Annotated in this window: 17 protein-coding genes; 2 read left to right on the top strand and 15 right to left on the bottom strand. The window is 69.9% G+C overall.

The genetic code is table 11. The annotated features are described in order from the left end of the window. Nucleotides 1-142: 142 nt before the first annotated feature. From EY822_RS10410 to EY822_RS10380, 7 genes are all read right to left on the bottom strand, one after another. A complete protein-coding gene (locus tag EY822_RS10410; protein ID WP_150308199.1) occupies nucleotides 143-1,576 on the bottom strand; it encodes an NAD(P)/FAD-dependent oxidoreductase in 1,434 nt (477 codons plus the stop codon). A 41-nt stretch (nucleotides 1,577-1,617) separates the two neighbouring features. Continuing rightward, entirely contained in the window at nucleotides 1,618-2,880 is a 1,263-nt protein-coding gene (locus tag EY822_RS10405) for a S8 family peptidase (protein ID WP_150308198.1), read from the bottom strand. 33 nt (nucleotides 2,881-2,913) lie between these two features. Then, nucleotides 2,914-3,429, bottom strand: coding sequence for a DUF501 domain-containing protein (locus EY822_RS10400; protein WP_150308197.1), 516 nt, complete (start codon nucleotides 3,427-3,429; stop codon nucleotides 2,914-2,916). Continuing rightward, a complete protein-coding gene (locus EY822_RS10395; RefSeq protein WP_150308196.1) occupies nucleotides 3,426-3,947 on the bottom strand; it encodes an FtsB family cell division protein in 522 nt (173 codons plus the stop codon). Before EY822_RS10395 ends, EY822_RS10400 begins: the two co-directional genes overlap by 4 nt. A gap of 104 nt (nucleotides 3,948-4,051) precedes the next feature. Then, the gene (eno, locus tag EY822_RS10390; RefSeq protein WP_150308195.1) at nucleotides 4,052-5,332 is read right to left on the bottom strand and encodes a phosphopyruvate hydratase; all 1,281 of its coding nucleotides are present in this window, start codon (nucleotides 5,330-5,332) and stop codon (nucleotides 4,052-4,054) included. 606 nt (nucleotides 5,333-5,938) lie between these two features. Beyond that, the gene (gene hisS, locus EY822_RS10385; RefSeq protein WP_150308194.1) at nucleotides 5,939-7,240 is read right to left on the bottom strand and encodes a histidine--tRNA ligase; all 1,302 of its coding nucleotides are present in this window, start codon (nucleotides 7,238-7,240) and stop codon (nucleotides 5,939-5,941) included. A 44-nt stretch (nucleotides 7,241-7,284) separates the two neighbouring features. Next, a complete protein-coding gene (locus EY822_RS10380) occupies nucleotides 7,285-7,581 on the bottom strand; it encodes a DUF503 domain-containing protein (RefSeq protein ID WP_150308193.1) in 297 nt (98 codons plus the stop codon). Between the two features lie 151 nt (nucleotides 7,582-7,732). On the opposite strand from EY822_RS10380, the gene EY822_RS10375 reads away from it, so the two are divergent. Both EY822_RS10375 and EY822_RS10370 read left to right on the top strand, forming a co-directional pair. Beyond that, nucleotides 7,733-8,704: an ABC transporter ATP-binding protein gene (locus EY822_RS10375; protein WP_227497324.1), complete on the top strand. Its 972-nt coding sequence runs from the start codon at nucleotides 7,733-7,735 to the stop codon at nucleotides 8,702-8,704. Next, nucleotides 8,701-9,777, top strand: coding sequence for an ABC transporter permease (locus tag EY822_RS10370; RefSeq protein ID WP_150308191.1), 1,077 nt, complete (start codon nucleotides 8,701-8,703; stop codon nucleotides 9,775-9,777). The genes EY822_RS10375 and EY822_RS10370 overlap by 4 nt, the downstream gene beginning before the upstream one ends. 6 nt (nucleotides 9,778-9,783) lie before the next feature. On the opposite strand, the gene EY822_RS10365 is transcribed toward EY822_RS10370, so the two are convergent. The 8 genes from EY822_RS10365 to EY822_RS10330 form a co-directional block, all read right to left on the bottom strand. Further along, nucleotides 9,784-10,404: a TetR/AcrR family transcriptional regulator gene (locus tag EY822_RS10365; RefSeq protein WP_150308190.1), complete on the bottom strand. Its 621-nt coding sequence runs from the start codon at nucleotides 10,402-10,404 to the stop codon at nucleotides 9,784-9,786. Nucleotides 10,405-10,470: 66 nt separating this feature from the next. Continuing rightward, nucleotides 10,471-11,154 (bottom strand): MazG family protein, encoded by a 684-nt coding sequence (locus EY822_RS10360; protein ID WP_150308189.1) that lies wholly within the window; start codon nucleotides 11,152-11,154, stop codon nucleotides 10,471-10,473. Continuing rightward, a complete protein-coding gene (gene mfd, locus EY822_RS10355) occupies nucleotides 11,151-14,774 on the bottom strand; it encodes a transcription-repair coupling factor (RefSeq protein WP_150308188.1) in 3,624 nt (1,207 codons plus the stop codon). The genes EY822_RS10360 and mfd overlap by 4 nt, the downstream gene beginning before the upstream one ends. A gap of 46 nt (nucleotides 14,775-14,820) precedes the next feature. After that, nucleotides 14,821-16,266, bottom strand: a complete 1,446-nt coding sequence (locus tag EY822_RS10350; protein WP_150308187.1) for a sensor domain-containing diguanylate cyclase — start codon at nucleotides 16,264-16,266, stop codon at nucleotides 14,821-14,823. Beyond that, a complete protein-coding gene (locus EY822_RS10345) occupies nucleotides 16,263-17,072 on the bottom strand; it encodes an alpha/beta fold hydrolase (protein ID WP_150308186.1) in 810 nt (269 codons plus the stop codon). Before EY822_RS10345 ends, EY822_RS10350 begins: the two co-directional genes overlap by 4 nt. 39 nt (nucleotides 17,073-17,111) lie before the next feature. Further along, nucleotides 17,112-17,372 carry a hypothetical protein gene (locus tag EY822_RS10340; RefSeq protein ID WP_227497200.1) on the bottom strand — a complete coding sequence of 87 codons (261 nt, stop codon included), beginning with the start codon at nucleotides 17,370-17,372 and terminating at the stop codon, nucleotides 17,112-17,114. A 59-nt stretch (nucleotides 17,373-17,431) separates the two neighbouring features. Beyond that, nucleotides 17,432-18,019: an aminoacyl-tRNA hydrolase gene (gene pth, locus EY822_RS10335; RefSeq protein WP_150308185.1), complete on the bottom strand. Its 588-nt coding sequence runs from the start codon at nucleotides 18,017-18,019 to the stop codon at nucleotides 17,432-17,434. A 104-nt stretch (nucleotides 18,020-18,123) separates the two neighbouring features. Then, nucleotides 18,124-18,783, bottom strand: a complete 660-nt coding sequence (locus tag EY822_RS10330; protein WP_150308184.1) for a 50S ribosomal protein L25/general stress protein Ctc — start codon at nucleotides 18,781-18,783, stop codon at nucleotides 18,124-18,126. Nucleotides 18,784-19,166: the final 383 nt, after the last annotated feature.

The raw sequence follows: 19,166 nt of genomic DNA, 5'->3' as shown, positions 1-19,166 counted from the left end.
TTTAGGCGGGCCGCCGACGGCGGCCGTCCGTGGACGCCGTGCGCCGTGCGCCTCTCAAGCGGCACTATTCAGCCCGGGACCGAAAACGGGAACCCGAAGCCGGTGCGGCTTCGGGTCCCCGTCGGAACTGCGTTCGGCGTTACTAGGCCGGGTTCGCGTACACCGGGGCGGAGACGCCGTCGGCGCCGGGCAGCTTGTCCTGCGTCGTGTCGGAGACGGTGGCGGAGCCACCGGCCGGAGCCTCGGGCGAACCGGCAGCCGGACGCGGACGCGACGCGAACGTCTCGAAGGCGAGACGCGGACGCTCCCGCGCCTCGAGCGAGACGATGTCCCGGCCGAGCACGAAGTTGTTCACCCAGCCGAGGAAGACGCGCACCTTGCGCTCGACGGTCGGGATCGCGAGACCGTGGTAGCCGCGGTGCATGACCCACGCCGGGAGACCCTTGATGGCGATCTTGCCGGACTGGAACACGCCGACACCGATTCCGAGACCGGCGACGGCGCCGAGGTTGTCGTGCTTGTAGTCCTCGAGGCCCTCGCCGCGCAGCGACGCCACGACGTTCTTCGCCATGAGCTTGCCCTGACGGACGGCGTGCTGAGCGTTCGGCACGCAGAACCCGCCGACGCCCTTCCCGGTGAGGTCGGGCACGGCGGACACGTCGCCGGCACCCCAGGCACCGGGGACGATTCCCTCGTCGCCCTCGACGCGGAGGTCGGGACGCACGCGGAGGCGACCGCGCTCCTCGATCGGGAGGTCGGTGTTCTTCAGCATCGGCGACGCCATGACACCGGCGGTCCACACGATGGTGTCCGACTCGAACGACTCACCGGTCGACAGCTCGATGACGCCGCCGACGGCGGACTTGAGCTGCGTGTCGAGGTGCACGTTGGCGCCGCGCTCGGCGAGGTTCTTGAGCACCCAGTGGCTCGTCTCCAGCGACACCTCGGGCATGATGCGACCCATCGCCTCGATGAGGTGGAAGTGAGTGTCGTCGAAGGTGATGGTCGGGTAGCGCTTGATGAGCGCGCTCGCGAGGGAACGCATCTCCGCGAAGACCTCGATGCCGGCGAAGCCGCCGCCGACGACGACGAAGGTCAGCAGTCGCTCGCGCTCGGGACCCGCGGGGAGCGTGGCCGCGCGGTCGAAGTTGGCGAGGATGCGGTCGCGGATGGCGACGGCCTCTTCGATGGTCTTCAGGCCGATGGCCTCGTCGGCGACACCCGGGATCGGGAAGGTGCGCGACACGGATCCCGCGGTGACGACGATGATGTCGTACTCGAACGGGTAGGGCTCACCCACGGCAGGCTCGATCGTGGCCGTCTTGGTCGCGTGGTTGATGCCGGTGACCTTGGCCGTGATGAACGTGGTCTTGTCGAGGTGACGACGCTGCGACACCACCGCGTGGCGCGGCTCGACGGATCCGGCGACCACCTCGGGCAGGAACGGCTGGTAGGTCATGTAGGGCAGCGGGTCGACGAGCGTCACGTCGGCTTCGCCGGGGCGCAGCCACTTCTCGAGTTTCCAGGCGGTGTAGAAGCCGGCATAGCCGCCGCCGACGATGAGAATTCTGGGCACGGTGAATAGCTCCTAAGCGTGGATGGACTGAGTAAAGGGTACTACTTTCGCAGAACGCGACGAAAATGCCGCACCGCGGCGACGAGAAGGAGAGCGAGGACCGCGCCGAAGCCCGCGAAGAAGAGAGCCGGCACGCCGAACGTGCGCAGTTCGAGCGCCGACGGCAGCAGGTCGAGCACGCCGGGGGGCACCGCCGTCGCGGGATCGTAGGGGGCGGGCGGAGCCTGCTCCACCCGCGGCGGCGGGACGGAGGTCGCCTGCGGAACAGGCGGGGCATCCGCGCGCCGGTACAGCCGCACCCACTCCGCGAGGCTCAGGTCGCCCACCGGATTCCCGGTCACCTGCTCGACGGGCGCGCGCACGGCAGCCGCGGCGTTGATGAGCCCGTATCCGTAGATGCTGTCCGGGGTGCTCGTTCCCGCCGGTGTGGCGGTGCGGACGAGCCGGTTGACCACGTTGTCGGCGTCGAGTTCCGGATGGGACGCGCGGATGAGCGCCACGAGACCGGAGACGAGCGGCGCGGCACCGCTCGTACCGCTCCACTGCACGTAGCTGCCGTCGGGCATCACACCGACGAGCTCCTCGCTCGGCGCGGCGACGGCGATCGTGATGCCCTGCGACGAGGCGTCGAAACTCGCGCGCCCGTCCCGGTCCACCCCGGCCACCGCCACGACGCCCGGGATGGTGGCGGGTGCGCCCACCTCCGCGGTGCCGCTGCCGCGGTTTCCTGCGGCGGCGACGATCACGACGTCGTTCTCGGCGGCATGCAGGAAGGCGTCGTCCCAGCTCTCCGGCCAGTCGAGGGAGTTGCGGGTCAGCGACATGTTGATGACGTCGGCGCCGTTGTCGACCGCCCAGCGCACCGCCGCCGCGATCTGGTCGTCGGAGTCGCGGGCGCCCGCGCCGAGCGCGACCGACACCGAGAGGATCGAGGCCTCCGGGGCGACACCCAGCACGCCGCTGCCGTCGCCCGTGCCGCGGCCGGCGATGAGCGAGGCGACGAGGGTGCCGTGGCCGCTCGACTGGCCCACCGGGGTCTGCCCGTTGAGCGATCCGATGCCGCTGACGTCGACCCCTCCGCGGACGACGCCGGCCAGCTCGGGCACCGAGCCGACCACACCGGTGTCGATGACGGCGACGGTGACGCCCTCCCCTCGGGTGACCTCCCAGGCGGAGCGGAAACCGTAGGCGTCGAGCCAGTACTGGCGGTCGCGCACCGGATCCGCCGCGGCCGCCGACGGGATGAGCACGGTCGCGAGCGCGGTGACCACGACGGCGGCCCAGATCCGCAAGCGGGCGCGCATCAGGCGCACCGGGGGTCCGACGGTCGTCGGCTGCTACACGTCGTCATAGACGGCGCACCGGCATACGGTCGGTGACCAGTCGGCACGCTCCAGGGCGAGGTCGCCGATGGGATTCACGCCGGGTCCGGCCGAGAGCGCGTGCGCGGCGAGGGCGTGCAGGCACTTCACGCGCGTGGGCATTCCACCCGCGGAGATGCCGGCGAGTTCCGGCACGACCTCGATGCTCTCGCGGTCGGCGAGGTAGGCGAGGTGGGCGGCGCGGTAGGCGTCGGCGAGGTCGGAGTCGTCAGCGAGCGAGTCCTGCAGCTCGACCATCACGTGCTCGGCCTCGAGGTGCGAGATCGCCGCGGTCGCCGCCGGTGAACTGAGGTAGTAGAGCGTGGGGAACGGCTCACCCGTGCTGAGGCGGGGCGCCGTCGCGACCACCGTGGGGGCACCGCACACGCAGCGCGCGCTGATGCCGAGCACGTTGCGGGCCGGGCGGCCGAGCTGCGCCGAGACCAGCGCGATGTCCTCGGCGCTCGGCGGATCGAAGGGCGGGGTGCTCATCCGGGTGTCGATTCTGTCGTGGTCAGCTCGTCCGGCGGCACGTCGCTGAGACCCGCGGTCATCACCGACCCGAACAGGGTGGAGACCCAGTCCACGCGCGTCTCCTGGAGGTTCTCGCTCACGGGCATCGTCTCGGCCGACGCCACCTCGCCCAGGTCGTCGATCACGAGGAACGAGGTTTCGCCCGGCATCACGTAGAAGAGGCGGTCGCGGATCTCCGCCTTGAGGTAGGCCGGGTCGTTGTACCGGGCGCGCTCGTCCTGAAGGGAGTCGATCTCCGCCTCCTGGGCGGCCACGGCGGCCTCGAGTTCGGCCACCTGCTGCCGCTGCTCGAGGTAGATCTTGAGCCCGGGGGCGAGCACGACGATGAACAGCACGATGAGCGAGAGCACCATGATCGAGAATCCGGAGAAGCGGATGCTGCGGAGCCAGTTGCCGGTGGCCTCGTTCCCGGAGGAGAAGGCGGCGGGAACACGCTCGGTCTCGTCGCGGTCGCGGCGCTTCGTGAACGGCCTCATGTGCCCCCTTCCGTGCGGCGGATCGTGTGTCGGGGAAAGAACTGCGGGCGGGAGGGCCGAAGCCTCCCCGCCCGCATCCGTGCTGCTTCGCGCTAGCTCGGGGCCTAGCCCTTGTACCGGGGGAAGGCGTTGCGACCGGCGTAGGTGGCGGCGTCTGCCAGCTCCTCTTCGATCCTCAGCAACTGATTGTACTTCGCGACCCGCTCGCTGCGTGCAGGCGCCCCGGTCTTGATCTGGCCGGCCTCGGTGGCGACGGCGAGGTCCGCGATGGTGGTGTCCTCGGTCTCGCCGGAACGGTGCGACAGGATGGCGGTGTAGCCGGCGCGCTGGGCGAGGCTCACGGCATCCAGCGTCTCGGTCAGCGTGCCGATCTGGTTGACCTTGACGAGGATCGAGTTGGCGACGCCGAGCTCGAGGCCCTTGGCGAGACGCACGGGGTTGGTCACGAACAGGTCGTCACCGACGATTTGCACCTCACCGCCGAGCTCGGCGGTGAGGTGCTGGTAGCCGTCCCAGTCCTCCTCCTCCAGCGGGTCCTCGATGGAGACCAGCGGGTAGTCGGAGACGAGCTGCGCGAAGTACGCGCTGAGGTCGGTCGCGGAGAGCTGCTTGCCCTCGAACTGGTAGGCGCCCTCGGAGAAGAACTCCGTCGCAGCCACGTCGAGCGCCAGCGCGATGTCCTTGCCGGGGGTGAACCCGGCGTTGCCGATCGCTTCGACGATGAGGTCGAGCGCGGCGCGGTTGCTGGGCAGGTTGGGGGCGAAGCCACCCTCGTCCCCGAGGCCGGTCGCAAGACCCTTCGACTTCAGCAGCGACTTGAGGGCGTGGTACGTCTCGGCACCCCAGCGGAGCGCCTCGGCGAAGCTCGACGCGCCGTGCGGCACGACCATGAACTCCTGGATGTCCACGTCGTTGTCCGCGTGGGATCCGCCGTTGATGATGTTGAGCAGCGGGACGGGGAGCGTGTGCGCGTTCGCACCGCCGACGTAGCGGTACAGGGGCAGGTCGGCCGAGTCGGCGGCCGCGCGGGCCACGGCGAGCGACACGCCGAGCAGCGAGTTGGCGCCGAGACGGGACTTGTTCTCGGTCCCGTCGAGCTGGAGGAGGGTGGCGTCGATGAGGCGCTGGTCGGCGGCGTCGAGACCCTCGACTGCCGGGCCGAGTTCGTCGTACACCGAGGCGACGGCCGTGAGCACGCCCTTGCCGAGATAGCGACCCTTGTCGCCGTCGCGCAGTTCGTAGGCCTCGAACGCGCCGGTCGACGCGCCCGACGGCACGGCCGCCCGCGACACGACGCCGTCGTCGAGCAGGACCTCGACCTCGACGGTCGGGTTGCCGCGCGAATCGAGGATCTCGCGGGCTCCTACAGCTTCGATGAGTGCCATCGGTGTCTCCTTAGTGCTGGTTCGGGGATGTGCTGGTCGTGGACGTGCGGGACAGTTCGGGGGTGGGCGGACGGTCGGCCGCCGTGCCGCTGGCAAGTCTACTGACGGCCCGCCGCGGGCGGCGCCGCCCGCGGCCGCCCGTCGGGTGTCGCGAGGAGTGCACGGACCCTGAGCTCGTCGAGTGCACGGACCACGACACGGACCCTGAGCTTGTCGAAGGGGCGTCCCGCGTCCACGCGTCCCTTCGACAGGCTCAGGGACCGTATGCGGACGAAAACACGGACCCTGAGCTCGCCGAAGGCCCGTCCCGCATCCCCGTCGCGTCCCTTCGACAGGCTCAGGGACCGTATGCGGACCACAACACGGACCCTGAGCTCGCCGAAGGGCAGTCCCGCATCCCCGTCGCGTCCCTTCGACAGGCTCAGGGACCGTATGCGGACGAAAACACGGACCCTGAGCTTGCCGAAGGGCCGTCCCGCATCCCCGTCGCGTCCCTTCGACAGGCTCAGGGACCGTATGCGGACGAAAACACGGACCCTGAGCTTGTCGAAGGGTCGTTCGAAGTCCAGTTACGTCCTTCCGACAGGCGCAGGGTCGGGCGGCGGCTCAGGGGGCGGGGGCGCCGAGGGGGCGGAACTCCAGCGCCGAGGCGTCGGACGTACCGGCGTCGACGAAGGCGACCGACGCGAACCCCGACGCGGCGAGCTGGGCGAGCAGCGGCTTCACGTTCTTGGGACGGCGTTCCAGGCGCACGCGGCGCCCCTCCGCCAACAGCGCGTTCTTCAATGAGAGCAGCACCGCGACCGGCGTGGCGGGGTCGTACACCAGCGCCACCGAGTCCGCTCCCGCGGTCGGCGGTAGCTCGGCGAGGTCGACCACCCGTTCGAAGCCGATCGAGAAGCCGCAGGCCGGCACGTCGGAACCGAGGAAGCGTCCGATCATCCCGTCGTAGCGCCCGCCGCCGCCGACCGAACTGCCCGATTCGGGGTGCGCCACCTCGAAGATGGTGCCGGTGTAGTACCCCATCCCCCGCACGAGCGTGGGGTCGAAGCGCAACCGGACGCCTTCGGGAAGCGAGCCGAGCGCGCCGGCGAGGGTCTCCAGGTCGGCGACCGCGTCGGGATCGATGCCCGCGGGGAGGATCCCGACGATGGCCTCGGTGGTCAGCGCCACTCCCCCGTCGGCGAGGTGCGGTTCCAGCGCGTCGAGGATGCCGCCGAGCACCGCTGCCGCGTCGGCTCCCTGCTCGCTGAGCTCCTCGACCACGCGCTCGACGCCGATCTTGTCGAGCTTGTCGATGGTGACGAGCACCGACGCGTGGCGTGCCGGATCGAATCCGCAGTGGTGCAGGAGGCTCGACAGGATGCGCCGGTCGTTGATGCGGATGGTGCAGCCGTTGAGTCCGAGGGCCTCGAGCGTTGCCGCGGTCGCGGTGATGAGCTCGGCCTCGGCGAGCTGTCCCGACTCCCCGATGATGTCGATGTCGCACTGCATGAACTGGCGGTAGCGCCCCTTCTGCGGTCGCTCCGCACGCCACACCGGCGCGATCTGCACCGAACGGAACACGGTCGGCAGCTCGGCGCGGTGAGACGCGTAGAAGCGAGCGAGCGGCACCGTCAGATCGAAGCGCAGCCCCAGGTCGGCGAGCGCGAGGACGTCGCCGCCGTCCGCGGCGGCGCGCAACTCGTCGCCGGAGAGCGCACGCTTCAGCACCGTGAAGGCGAGCTTCTCGTTGTCACCGCCGAGGCCGGAGTGCAGTCGCTGCACGTCCTCCATCACCGGCGTCTCGATCTCGTCGAACCCGTGCGCGGCGTACGTCCGGCGGATCACGGCGAGTGCGCCTTCGCGCCTCGCCTTCTCGGCCGGAAGGAAGTCGCGCATGCCGCGGGGAGGGGTGATCGACGCCATTGGTTCATTCTGACAGGGATGCCCCGGTGCCCAGGGCCGACGCGTCACTCGTCGGTGGACGACAGGATGCGACGGTGCGCCGAGAGCAGCTCGACCTCCGGTCGCGCCGCCACGAAGCGCTCCACCGAGTCGAGCAGCTCGACGACGTGCGCCGGATCGGCGGCCACCACCGAGACGCCGATACCGCTCCGCCGGTGCAGATCGAGCGCATCGACCTCGGCCACGGTGAGCGCGAAGCGTCGCCGCAGTTCGGCGATCAGCGGCCGGACGACCGAGCGCTTCTCCTTGAGCGAGTGCACGTCACCCAGCAGGAGGTCGAACTCGATCCAGCCGATCCACATGCGACCAGCGTTCCAGATCCCCCGAGCGGCTGTCGATCCCCGCGCATTTTCCCCCGGCAGGATGACGCGGACCCGGCACCCGGCGTCCTATCGTGAGGACAGCGGCACCGCCCGGCGGCACCGCTGCACACTCCCCTTCCCGGAAAGCGCCATCGTGACCAACGCCCCGCCCGCCGACATCCCGCCCGACCGAGCCGCGCTGTCGGAGGGGATCACGGTCACGGGCGTGAGCCGGTCGTTCGGCGGCGTGCACGCCGTGCGGTCCGCGACCTTCACCGCGGAGCCCGGGGCGGTGACCGCCCTGATCGGTCCGAACGGATCGGGCAAGACCACGCTGCTGCTCATGCTGGCCACCCTGCTCCGACCCGACGGCGGCAGCATTCGCGTGGCGGGTTTCGACCCGGTGACCCACCCCGCCGAGGTGCGGGCGCGGATGGGCTGGATGCCCGACATCCTCGGCTCCTGGTCGACCCTCAGCGTGCGGGCGACCCTCGAGATCACCGGCCGTCTCCACCGCCTCGACCGTGCCACGTCGGCCACCCGGGCGTCGGAGCTGATCGGCCTGGTCGGCCTCGATGAGCTGGCGAATCAGCCCACCCGCGTGCTGTCGCGCGGCCAGAAGCAGCGCCTCAGCCTGGCCCGGTCCCTCGTGCACGACCCGTCGGTGCTGCTGCTCGACGAACCGGCGTCGGGGCTCGACCCGAGTGCGCGCGTCGATCTCCGCGTGCTCGTGTCCCGCCTGGCGGCCGAGGGACGGACGATTCTCGTCTCGAGCCACGTGCTCTCCGAACTCGACGAGATGGCCACCGCCGCCGTGTATCTGGAGGCGGGGACCACCGCATCCGCCGACCGCATCGCGGCCACGCGTACCAGCACCCGGCAGTGGCGCATCCGCAGCGTCGACCCAAGCAGGCTGCCTGCGGCCCTCCGCACGGTCGGCGTGCCGCCGGACCGGGTGTCGGTGGACGCGCTCGGTACGCTCGTCTCGGTGAGCGGAGAGGCCGATGCAGCGGCGTTGCTGTCGGCGCTCGTGGCGTCGGGGGCATCCATCTCGTCGTTCGCGCCGGCCGTGGGCGACCTGGAGCACACCTTCCTCGACCTGCGCAGAACGGAGGAGTCGTGAGCACCTTCCTCGGCGGACTCGGCACCGTCCTCGGCCTCGAACTCCGGCAGCGCGTGCGCGGCGTGGCCTGGTACGTGCTGCTCGGCACCTTCGCCCTCGTCGTGGCGGGCGCGACGCTGATGCTGTGGCTCAGCATCTCCTACGCCAACACCGGCGGCGGCTACCTGTTCTCCACGATCATCTTCCTCGTGCTCCTGCTCGGGACCCTGGTGGCACCCGCGCTCAGCGGCAACGCGATCAACGGCGACCGGGACGCCGGCGCCCTCGCCACGACCCAGGTCACCCTCGTGTCCACAGGGCAGCTCGTGCTCGGCAAGTTCCTCGCCGCGTGGACCGCCGCACTGGCGTTCCTCGTGGTCGCCCTGCCCTTCCTGATCTTCTCCGTGGCGCTCGGGGCGGTCGCGGCCGACACCATCGTCACGGCGGTGATCGTGCTCGCCATCGAGCTCGGGGTGGTCGCGGCACTGGGCGTGGGCCTGTCCGGCGTCATCCCCCGCCCGCTGTTCTCGGTGGTCACCACCTACCTCGCGGTCGCGGCCCTCAGCATCGGCACCCTCATCGTGTTCACCCTCGGCGGTGCGGCGACGCAGTCCCCGATGAAGACCACGTACATCGGCATCGACTACGAGGCCGGAACGGACTTCGGCGCAGGGCCGCAGTTCGACGGCCCGCCGCCCTGCCTCGACCCGATGATCACGACCTCGACCCAGCCCCGCTACGACTACTACTGGGGGGTGCTGGCGGCGAACCCCTATCTGGTGCTTGCGGATGCGGCGGCCGGCAGCTTCGACCGCAACGGGAATCCCACCGATCTCTTCGGTGCCATCGCGTCGGGCGTCCGCTCCGCGCAGATCCCGCCCGACCTCGACGTGACGATCGACGAGTGCGCCATGTACGACGCCAAGGGCATGGGCGAGTACGAGACGCCGGAGCAGGTGTACGACCGCACGGTGCCCACCTGGTTCGTGGGACTGGCCAGTCACGTGCTCCTCGGCGCCGGCGCCCTGCTCTGGGGAACGTCCCGCACCCGCACGCCCGCGAGGAAGTTGCCGAAGGGCAGCCGGATCGCCTGACGCGACTCAGTCGCGCGGCGCGGTGCCCCCGGGTTCCTGCGAGAGCTGTCGGACGACCTTCTCGCGATACTCGGTGAGCACCGAGTCGAAGGTGCATCGGACCCGTGCGGTGTCCCCCGTGAGCACGAGGTCGTACTTGAGCCCGTACATCGCGTCGATGATGAAACGCGCACTGTCGTGGGCGGGCTCCGCCGAGAGGCCGAGGCCCCGCAGCGCCTCGGCGGACACGTCGAGCCACAGGTCGAAGGTGCCCCGCGCGATCGGCAGCAGGTCCGGGCTCATGACGCCCATCATCGCGGCCTCGAACTCGATGCGCTGGAGCTGGCGGTTCGCCGGGTCGACCATGATCGCGAAGGCCGTGTGGAAGGACTCGATGAACGCCTCGACGGTCGAGTGGTGGGCGTCGACCAGGCCGAGCGCGTCGTTCTGCCGGTCGGTGACCGATTGGAGGATGGCCTTCAGCAGCTCCTCGCGGGTGCCGAAGTGGTAGACGAGCGTGTACGTGCTCACCCCGAGCGACTCGGCCAGCGAGCGGAACGAGATCTCACCGATCGAGCGGGTGAACAACGCTTCGGTGATGCCCTCTAACAACACCACCCTGCGGTTCGGATTTGCTTTTCGCGCCAAGAGGACTCCTCGTTGTGGACCGAAAGCTTCGGAACTGCTGGTGCCACCCTAATCACGTGTCCTGCCTCATGCGCCGGGAGCGTTCGACCCCGCCTCCTGATCGCGGATCTCCCGCTGAAGAGTCCGCACGGCGGCGCGCAACGCCCGCTCCGCATCGAGCCCCGCGGAGCGAGCCGACGCGACGATCGACAGCAGCAGCGGACCGAGCTCGTCCTCCGAGGTCGGGACCGCACCCGCCGAGGGAACGAGGACTCCGACCTTCCCGGCGCGGCCGATCACCTTGTCGGCCAGCGCCAGAGCCGGCATCGCCTGCGGTATGCCATCGAGCACGCTGCTCCGCGACGGCTTCTCCCGCGCCTTCAGCTCGTCCCACAACCCCACGACGTCGTCGGCGGTGTGCGCCTCGGTGTCGCCGAAGACGTGCGGGTGGCGACCGACCATCTTCGCGGTCATCCGCTCCGCAACGTCCTGGATGTCGAAGTCCTCGCCCGGGGTGTTCGCGGCGATGTCGGCGTGGAACAGCACCGAGTAGAGCACGTCGCCGAGCTCCTCCAGCATCGCGTCGCGATCACCGGTCTCGATGGCCTCGACGAGTTCGTACGTCTCCTCGACGAGATAGGTGACCAGGGATTCGTGCGTCTGGTCGGCATCCCACGGGCACCCGCCCGGACCCCGGAGCCTCGCCATGACCTCGACGAGCTCGTCGAGCCGGGTGGCCGGGGCGGGGGTCGGAGCGGGATCGTTCGTCATGAGGTCGCGGGAGCGGGAACGGGCGCGAAGACCGCCTCGAGCAACGAACTCACCCACACGATGAGGTCGGCATCGGCCAGCACCTCACCGCCGGACTTCGGCAGGGGGATGGCGGCGACGCTCGTCTGAGCGAAAATCTTGGATCCCGGATACATGCGCTGGAGGCGCACCTGCATCGAGTCGGCGAGGTGCGCCGGTCCCACCCGCAGGTTCGGTCCCATCGCGACGACCTCCGAGAGTCCCGCCTTCTGCGCGAAGCGGCGGAGCCGCGACACGGCGATGAGGTTCGCCACCTCGGCCGGGGGTTCGCCGTAACGATCGGTGAGCTCGTCGAGTACAAGGTCGATCTGGTCGTCGGCCGCCGTGGGCGCGCTCGCGGTGGAGAGCTTCTGGTAGGCCTCGAGGCGCAGGCGCTCGCTGTCCACGTACTCCTCGGGGATGTGCGCGTCGACGGGCAGCTCGAGTCGCAGTTCGGTCTGCCCCTCGGCCACGTCGCCGCGGAAGGTGGACACCGCCTCGCCGATCATCCGCAGGTACAGGTCGAAGCCCACGCCCTGGATGTGTCCGGACTGCTCGCCGCCGAGCAGGTTGCCGGCGCCGCGGATCTCCAGGTCCTTGAGCGCCACCTGGATGCCGGATCCCAGCTCGTTGTTCGCCGCGATGGTCTCGAGCCGGTCGTGCGCCGTTTCGGACAGCGGTTTGTCGGCGTCGTAGAGGAAGTAGGCGTACGCCCGCTCCCGACCACGGCCCACCCGGCCGCGCAGCTGGTGCAGCTGGCTGAGGCCGTACTTGTCGGCGCGGTCGATGATGATGGTGTTGGCGTTCGCAATGTCGAGGCCGGTCTCGATGATGGTGGTCGACACGAGCACGTCGAACTTGCGCTCCCAGAAGTCGACCACGACCTGCTCGAGCACGTGCTCCGGCAGCTGGCCGTGCGCCACCGCCACCCGGGCCTCGGGCACCAGCTCGGCGATCTGGCTCGCGATGCGGCTGATGCTCGAGACGCGATTGTGCACGAAGAAGACCTGCCCCTCGCGCAGCAGCTCGCGACGGATGGCCGCCGCGACCTGGCGCTCGCTGTAGGGGCCGACGAAGGTGAGGATCGGGTGCCGCTCCTCCGGCGGTGTCGCGAGGGTCGACATCTCCCGGATGCCGGTGACCGCCATCTCCAGCGTGCGCGGAATCGGCGTCGCGCTCATGGCGAGGATGTCGACGTTGTTCTTCAGCTTCTTGAGCGATTCCTTGTGCTCGACACCGAAGCGCTGTTCCTCGTCGATGATCACGAGGCCGACGTCGCGGTAGGAGATCTTGTCGGTGAGCAACCGGTGGGTGCCGATGACGATGTCGATGGACCCGTCCTCGAGACCCTTCACCGTCTCCCGCGCCTCGCGATCGGTCTGGAACCGGCTGAGCGCGCGGAGGTGGATGGGGAAGCCGGCGAATCGCTCGGTGAACGTCTCGAGGTGCTGGCGCACGAGGAGGGTGGTGGGCACGAGGACCACCACCTGCTTGCCGTCCTGAACGGCCTTGAACGCGGCGCGCACGGCGATCTCCGTCTTGCCGAAGCCCACGTCACCGGAGACGAGGCGGTCCATCGGGATGGGACGCTCCATGTCGGCTTTGACCTCGTCGATGACCTGCAGCTGATCGGGGGTCTCGACGAACGGGAAGGCCTCCTCGAGCTCGCGCTGCCACGGGGTGTCGGGCGGGAACGCGTGTCCCTTGCTCGCCATCCGGGCGGAGTAGAGCTTCACCAGTTCGACGGCGATGTCCCGCACCGCACGACGCGCCCTGCCCTTGGCCGCCGCCCAGTCGCTGCCGCCCATCTTCGACAGGGTCGGCGCCTCTCCCCCGACGTAGCGGCTGAGCAGGTCGAGCTGGTCGGTGGGCACGAAGAGCTTGTCGGCGGGGTACCCGCGCTTGTTGGGTGCGTACTCGATCACGAGGAACTCGCGGCTGTGCTTCACGGCGTTGCGGCCGCCCGTCGACACCTCGCGCTGCGCCATCTCGACGAAGCGGCCGATGCCATGCGTGGCGTGCACGACGAAGTCGCCGGCCGAGAGCTGAAGCGGGTCCACCACGTTCTTCCGTCGGGTGGCGAGCTTCTTCACCTGCCGCGAGTCGTAGCCGGCCGATCGTCCGTAGAACTCGGCCTCGGTGAGCACGGCGAGCTTGGTCTCGGTCAGCTCGAAGCCGGCGGCCAGTCCCGCCTTCACGAGGTAGGCGATTCCGCGTTCCGGTTCCTCCGGGAAGTCGTCCACCATGCGGGCGGGCAGTTCGTGCTCGGCGAGGAGGTCGGCGGCCCGCTCCACGAGACCGGCACCGTGCGCGACGATGCCCACGTTCCAGCCGTTCTTCAGGCGGTCGGCCACGTGCTCGATCGCCCCCGACGCGTTGCCGGTGAAGCTCGGCACGGTCTCGGCGTCGATGCGCACGGTCAGCACCTCGTCGATCTCGAGGTCTTCGGGCAGCACGTCGGTGGCCTGGAACTGGCTGAGCGTCCACCACGGACGATTCCCCTTGGTCGAGCGCAGCTCGCCGAGGCTGAGGAAGTCGCCCGACGCCAGGTCGATCGGCGACTCGGCGCCGGCGGTGGCGGCGTTCCAGGCGGCGGACAGGAACTCGCGGTTCGTCTCGGCGAGGCTGATGGCCCGGGTGGCCACCCGCTCGGGCGAGATCACCGCCACGGCGCAGTCCTCGGGCAGGTAGTGCGTCACCGGAACGAGCCGGTCGATGAGCGCCGGCGCGAGGCTCTCCATGCCCTCGACCGGGATGCCCTCCGCGATCTTCTCGAGCATGGTCGACAGGCTCGGAAACTCGCTGCGCATCTCGCGGGCGCGCTGCTGCACGGCGGGGGTCAGCAGCATCTCGCGACTGGCGCCGAGTTCCACGGTGCGCATGTCGTCGGGCAGGGATCGCTGGTCGGCCACCGAGAACTCGCGGATCTGGTCCACCTCGTCGCCGAAGAACTCCACCCGCACGGGGTGGTCGGCGAACGACGGGAAGACGTCGAGTATGCCGCCGCGAACGGCGAACTCCCCGCGTCGCGTCACCATGTCGACGCGGGCGTAGGCGAGATCGACGAGTCCCCGCGCGATGGACGGGAGGTCGGCACCCCGGTCCCCCACCGTGAGGGAGATCGGTGCGTAGTCGGTGAGGTTGTCGGCCACCGGCTGCAGGGCGGCGCGCACCGACGCGACCACGATGAGCGGATGCAGGTCGGCAGCGCCGGACAGCCTGGCCTCGTCCCACTCCTTCAGCCGGCGGAGCGCCCGCAGGCGCTTGCCGACGATCTCGGCGCTCGGGCTGAGACGCTCGTGCGGGAGGGTCTCCCAGGCGGGGAACTCGACGATCTCCGCGGACGGCGCGACCGCGGCGAGACTCTCGCGCAGGCTCTCCGACTCGCGCCCGGTCGCCGTGAGCGCGAACAGGCAGCCGGGGACGGAGACGGCGGCGGTGCCCGCCCCGCTCTCGACGGCGCGGCGGGCGAGCAGTGCCCCGAGCAGCGGGGCGCGCAGCCCGTCGGTGAGGGAGAAATCCGCGTCCCGGCCCGAGTAGGCGAGCGCGTCGCGGAACGTGGAGGCGCGCGAAAGCGCAGTAATCAAGCCCGAAAGGATCACCGCGCAAGCCTACGCGCTGCTCCCGACACGGGAGGCGCCGTCGCGGTCAGGTCGCCCGGACGACCGTGACCCGGTCCTTGCCCGATCTCTTCGACTCGTACATGGCGTCGTCGGCGAGGTGGAACATCCGCTCGGCGGTCACCGCCGTGCCGAGCACCGCCGAGTACAGCGCCACGCCCACGCTGGCACTGATGGCGTATCCGGCGGCGACCTCCACCGACTCGCTCACGACGGCGCGGATGCGTTCCGCAACACGTCGGGCGGCATCCTCGTCGGTGTCCTCGCAGATGATGACGAACTCGTCACCGCCGTACCGGCCGACGATGTCGCTGCGACGCACCGCGGCCTCCATCCGGGTCGACAGCGTACGCAGCACCGTGTCCCCCGTGGCGTGGCCGAGATTGTCATTGACGGCCTTGAAGCCGTCGAGGTCGAGGAAGATGAGCGCCATCGCCCGCAGGTTTCGCTGGGCGGTGACGAGCACGCGGTCGAGCTGCTCGTGCAGCAGGGTGCGGTTCGCGAGCCCGGTGAGCTGGTCGTGCAGCGCGAGCTGCACCAGTTCGTTCTGCAGCCGGAGTCGGCCGAACACCTGAACCGCCTGACGGGCCAGCGCCTCGTGCAGTTCGACCTCCCGGTCGTCGAAGGTGCGGCGCCTGCCGAAGAACGCGACGAGCACCCCGAGCGGGTGACCCTCGTTGATCAGCGGGGCCACCGTCATCGCCTCGTATCGAGTCGTTGCGAGGCGCTCGCCGAACTCCGGGTACGCCGCTCGCAGGTCGTCGAGGGTGGGGAAGGTGAGCACCTCGGAACGTCGGATCGCGTCAGTCTCCGGCCGGGCCGCACCGAGCGGCACGGACTGGTCGAGCGGGTGCGACCCGGCGGACACCGTGAGCATGTCCGAGTCGTCGGCCAGGAGCACCGCCGCGGCCGCCGCCGCGAACGCGTCGCGCGCGCTCGACACGAGTGCCCGCGACAGCGCCCGGTCGGTGGAGCTCGACCCGAAGGCGCTCGACGCGTCCTGCAGCACCCGCACTCGCGCCTCGGAGGACTCGGCGGCCCGCTGGGCGAGCAGCAGTTCCCGTTCGTAGCCCTTGCGGGCGGTGGAGTCGAACACCGCCGTACGCACGTGCACCGGAGACCCGGTCGCGTCGGTCACCAGGTCGGAATTGACGAGCACGGCGAGGGGATCCCGGCCGGGCCGGCGCAGAGCGAGCGCGACCTCCCGCACCTCGCCCTTCAACTGCAGGACGGGCTGGTAACGCGTCTCGTAGAAGAGCTGGCTGCCCGAGTCGAGCAGGTCGGTGAACTGCTGGCCGAGCACATCGTCGCGGGCGACACCGATCCACCGCAGCAGGGTGTCGTTGACCGTCACCACCACACCGTCGGAGGTGGTGGACAGCAGCCCGCAGGGCGCGGTCGCGTACAACTCCTCGAAGGAATCCTCGCGCGCAGCCGGGCGCTCCCCGTCGGAGCGAGCAGCGGGAGTCGTCACGCCAGGAAGTCCTGGATCTCGCGGACGACCGACAGGGGGTCGGAGAGGTTCGGCACGTGGCCCCTGGCGTTGAGCACCCTCATCGTGCTGCCCGGGATCTGCTGGTGCACGTACTGGCCGACGGTCATCGGAGCGATCAGGTCTTCGCTGCACTGCAGCACCAGTGTCGGCGTGCGCACCGCGGAGAGATCGCGGCGGTTGTCGGAGAGGAACGTCACGCGGGCGAAGTGCCGGGCGATCGTCGGGTCGATGCGGCAGAAGCTGGCGGTGAGCTCCATCGCCAGCTCGGGTCGCTCGGCGTTGCCCATGATCACGGGCGCCATCGTCGCGGACCAGCCGAGGTAATTCGAGTCGAGGGCGTCGAGCAGTCCGTCGATGTCCGCCTGGGTGAAGCCACCGACGTACCCCGTGTCGTTGAGGTAGCGGGGCGACGGCCCCACGAGCACCAGCGCACCGAAGCGCTCCGGTCGGCGGTTGGCGGCGAGCACGCCCACCATCGCGCTCACCGAGTGCGCGACGAGCACCACATCCGTCAGATCCAGTTCGTCGAGGATCTCGAGCACGTCGTCGGCGTAACCGTGCAGGGAGTCGTACTTGCCCCGGTCGTACGCGCGCAGATCGGAGTCCCCCGCGCCGACCTGGTCGAACAGCACGATGCGGTAGGTGTCTTCGAGGTGCGGCACCATGAGGCGCCACATCTCCTGGCTGCAGCCGAACCCGTGCGCGAGCAGCATCGGCCGCCCCTCGGGGTTGCCGAGCACCTGCACGTTGTTCCGGCGGAGCACGTCGACGGTCCCAGCGGTCATGCCGAGCGGTCCCTCCAGGTCATCCGGGCGGAAGCCGGGTCAGTACGCATCGACGCCGAGTCGGATGTCGTCATCGTCCTGCTTCGTCGGTTCGTCGTCTCCACCCACATCGAGCTGCGTCCAGAGCACCGGCATGCCAGGAGAGAAGAGGATGTCCACGCCGGGACCGGAGCGGAGCGGCGGGATGTTCACGTAGCCGCCGCCAGCACGGATGGCCTTAAGGATGTCATCGCGGAGCTGGGTGACGGGCTCGGGGAGGAAGTAGTCCCGCCCCTCGACGGTGAGTCGGTGCACGATCATGTGTGTCGATCCTTTTCGTTGCGCCTTCGGCGATCGACTAAGGGTACGCCGAAACGGGATCAGGACCGCGCGGTGTGGAAGCGCAGCTGTGCCGCGGTGAGTCCGTCCGCGGCGATGGCCTCGACCGCGTCGGCCGCGTCGGACAGTGCGCTCGGCAGCACCTGGCGCTCCGCCGCGGCGAAGTCGCGCAGCACGAAGTCGGCCGCGGGCTGCCGGCCGGGCGGGCGTCCGATGCCCACCCGCACGCGGGTGAAGTCCCCGGTGTCGAGGGCGGCGAGGATGTCGCGGATGCCGTTGTGCCCGCCGTGGCCGCCGCCGAACTTGAGTTTGAGGGAGTCGAAGGGGATGTCGAGCTCGTCGTGCACGACGATCAGGCGCTCCGGAGGCAGCGAGTAGAACCGCAGCAGATTGGCGACGGGCCCGCCCGACACGTTCATGAACGTGTTCGGCTTGGCGAGCACCAGCTTCGGACCGGCCGCATACGTGCGGCCTTCGGCGACCGACGCGTTGGTGCGATGCGACCGGAAGGATGCGGAGAGACGGTCCGCCAGCTCGGCGAGCACCATCTGACCCACGTTGTGCCGGTTGCCCGCGTACCCGGATCCGGGGTTGCCCAGGCCGACGACGAGCCAGGTCTCCTGCTCCATGTTCTCTCCCTTCCGTGCGTGCCGCTTCCCGAACGAACGGAAGGGCCCGCCGGCTCGCATCGCGGTGAACACGATGACGAGACCCGGCAGGCCCTTCCGGAGTGCTATTCGGAGGTGGACTCGCCCGAGTCGGCGTCGACGGTCTCGTCGGACGTGCCGCCCTCGCCCTCGATCTCCACGCCCTCGTCGCCCTCGGCGGGCTCGTCGACCGCGTCGGTGGTGAGGTCGAGCTGGGGCACGGACACCGAGACGACGAGCGTCTCCGGGTCGGTGAGCAGGGTCGCGCCGTCCGGGAGGGCCACGTCGCCGGCGACGATGTGAGCACCCTCCTCGAGGCCCTCGACGCTGACGACGACGTTCTCGGGGATGCGGATCGCGTCGACCTCGATGGAGATGCTGGTCTGGTCGAGGTTCGAGATGGTCTCGGGAGCGGACTCGCCCTCGACGTGCACGGGCACGTCGACCGCGACCCGCTCACCCTGGCGGATGACGATGAGGTCGATGTGCTCGATGATCTGGCGCACGGGGTCCTTCTGCACGTCCTTGACCAGCGCGAGCTGCGGGGTGCCGTCGATGTCGAGCTCCAGCACGGCGTTCGCCTTGCGCATGATGAGCATCATCTCGTGGCCGGGGAGCGTCACGTGACGCGGGTCGGTGCCGTGACCGTAGATGACCGCGGGGACCTTGCCCACCGCACGGAGCTTGCGCGCCGCGCCCTTGCCGAATGAGTCGCGGAGCTCCGCGACGACCTTGTTCTCTGCCATGATCTACTCCTTGGCGAGCCGGAAGCTCGCATAGTGGTTGGGTGTTCAACTCGAACGCATTGCGCGTGAGGAAAGACCTGCGAGCCTCGTCCACCGCGTCGATAACGGATGCCGTCGCCGTTTCCGGCGACCTTCGCATCCCTCGCCGAAGTTCAGTCCCCGAGTTTACATGCCCGGAGCGCCGTCCCCGCTCCTGCTCCCGAACCCCTGCCCGTCACCGTGCCCGCCCGTCCCCGCTCCGGCACCCCTTCCCCGCTCCCGCTGTATGTGTGGCGGGGAGAACTATCGGTAGCGCGGAGCGAGAACCGGAGCGGCGGCGAGACCTTGACGCCCGGTGGCAATCGGTTGCAGACTGATCGGGCCGCCGACGCGCGCGAAACCGC

Origin of the sequence: Planctomonas psychrotolerans (assembly GCF_008642235.1) — a bacterium.
Lineage (GTDB): Bacteria > Actinomycetota > Actinomycetes > Actinomycetales > Microbacteriaceae > Planctomonas > Planctomonas psychrotolerans.
Note: the sequence above shows the minus strand (reverse complement) of the source record. Positions and strands in the feature narration are given on the sequence as shown.

Bases quoted from the DNA above. Each gene is read 5' to 3' on its own strand.
- EY822_RS10405 (WP_150308198.1), bottom strand. From the start codon at position 2,880: ATGCGCGCCCGCTTGCGGATCTGGGCCGCCGTCGTGGTCACCGCGCTC.
- EY822_RS10400 (WP_150308197.1), bottom strand. From the start codon at position 3,429: ATGAGCACCCCGCCCTTCGATCCGCCGAGCGCCGAGGACATCGCGCTG.
- EY822_RS10395 (WP_150308196.1), bottom strand. From the start codon at position 3,947: ATGAGGCCGTTCACGAAGCGCCGCGACCGCGACGAGACCGAGCGTGTT.
- eno (WP_150308195.1), bottom strand. From the start codon at position 5,332: ATGGCACTCATCGAAGCTGTAGGAGCCCGCGAGATCCTCGATTCGCGC.
- hisS (WP_150308194.1), bottom strand. From the start codon at position 7,240: ATGGCGTCGATCACCCCTCCCCGCGGCATGCGCGACTTCCTTCCGGCC.
- EY822_RS10380 (WP_150308193.1), bottom strand. From the start codon at position 7,581: ATGTGGATCGGCTGGATCGAGTTCGACCTCCTGCTGGGTGACGTGCAC.
- EY822_RS10360 (WP_150308189.1), bottom strand. From the start codon at position 11,154: ATGACGAACGATCCCGCTCCGACCCCCGCCCCGGCCACCCGGCTCGAC.
- EY822_RS10345 (WP_150308186.1), bottom strand. From the start codon at position 17,072: ATGACCGCTGGGACCGTCGACGTGCTCCGCCGGAACAACGTGCAGGTG.
- EY822_RS10340 (WP_227497200.1), bottom strand. From the start codon at position 17,372: ATGATCGTGCACCGACTCACCGTCGAGGGGCGGGACTACTTCCTCCCC.
- pth (WP_150308185.1), bottom strand. From the start codon at position 18,019: ATGGAGCAGGAGACCTGGCTCGTCGTCGGCCTGGGCAACCCCGGATCC.
- EY822_RS10330 (WP_150308184.1), bottom strand. From the start codon at position 18,783: ATGGCAGAGAACAAGGTCGTCGCGGAGCTCCGCGACTCATTCGGCAAG.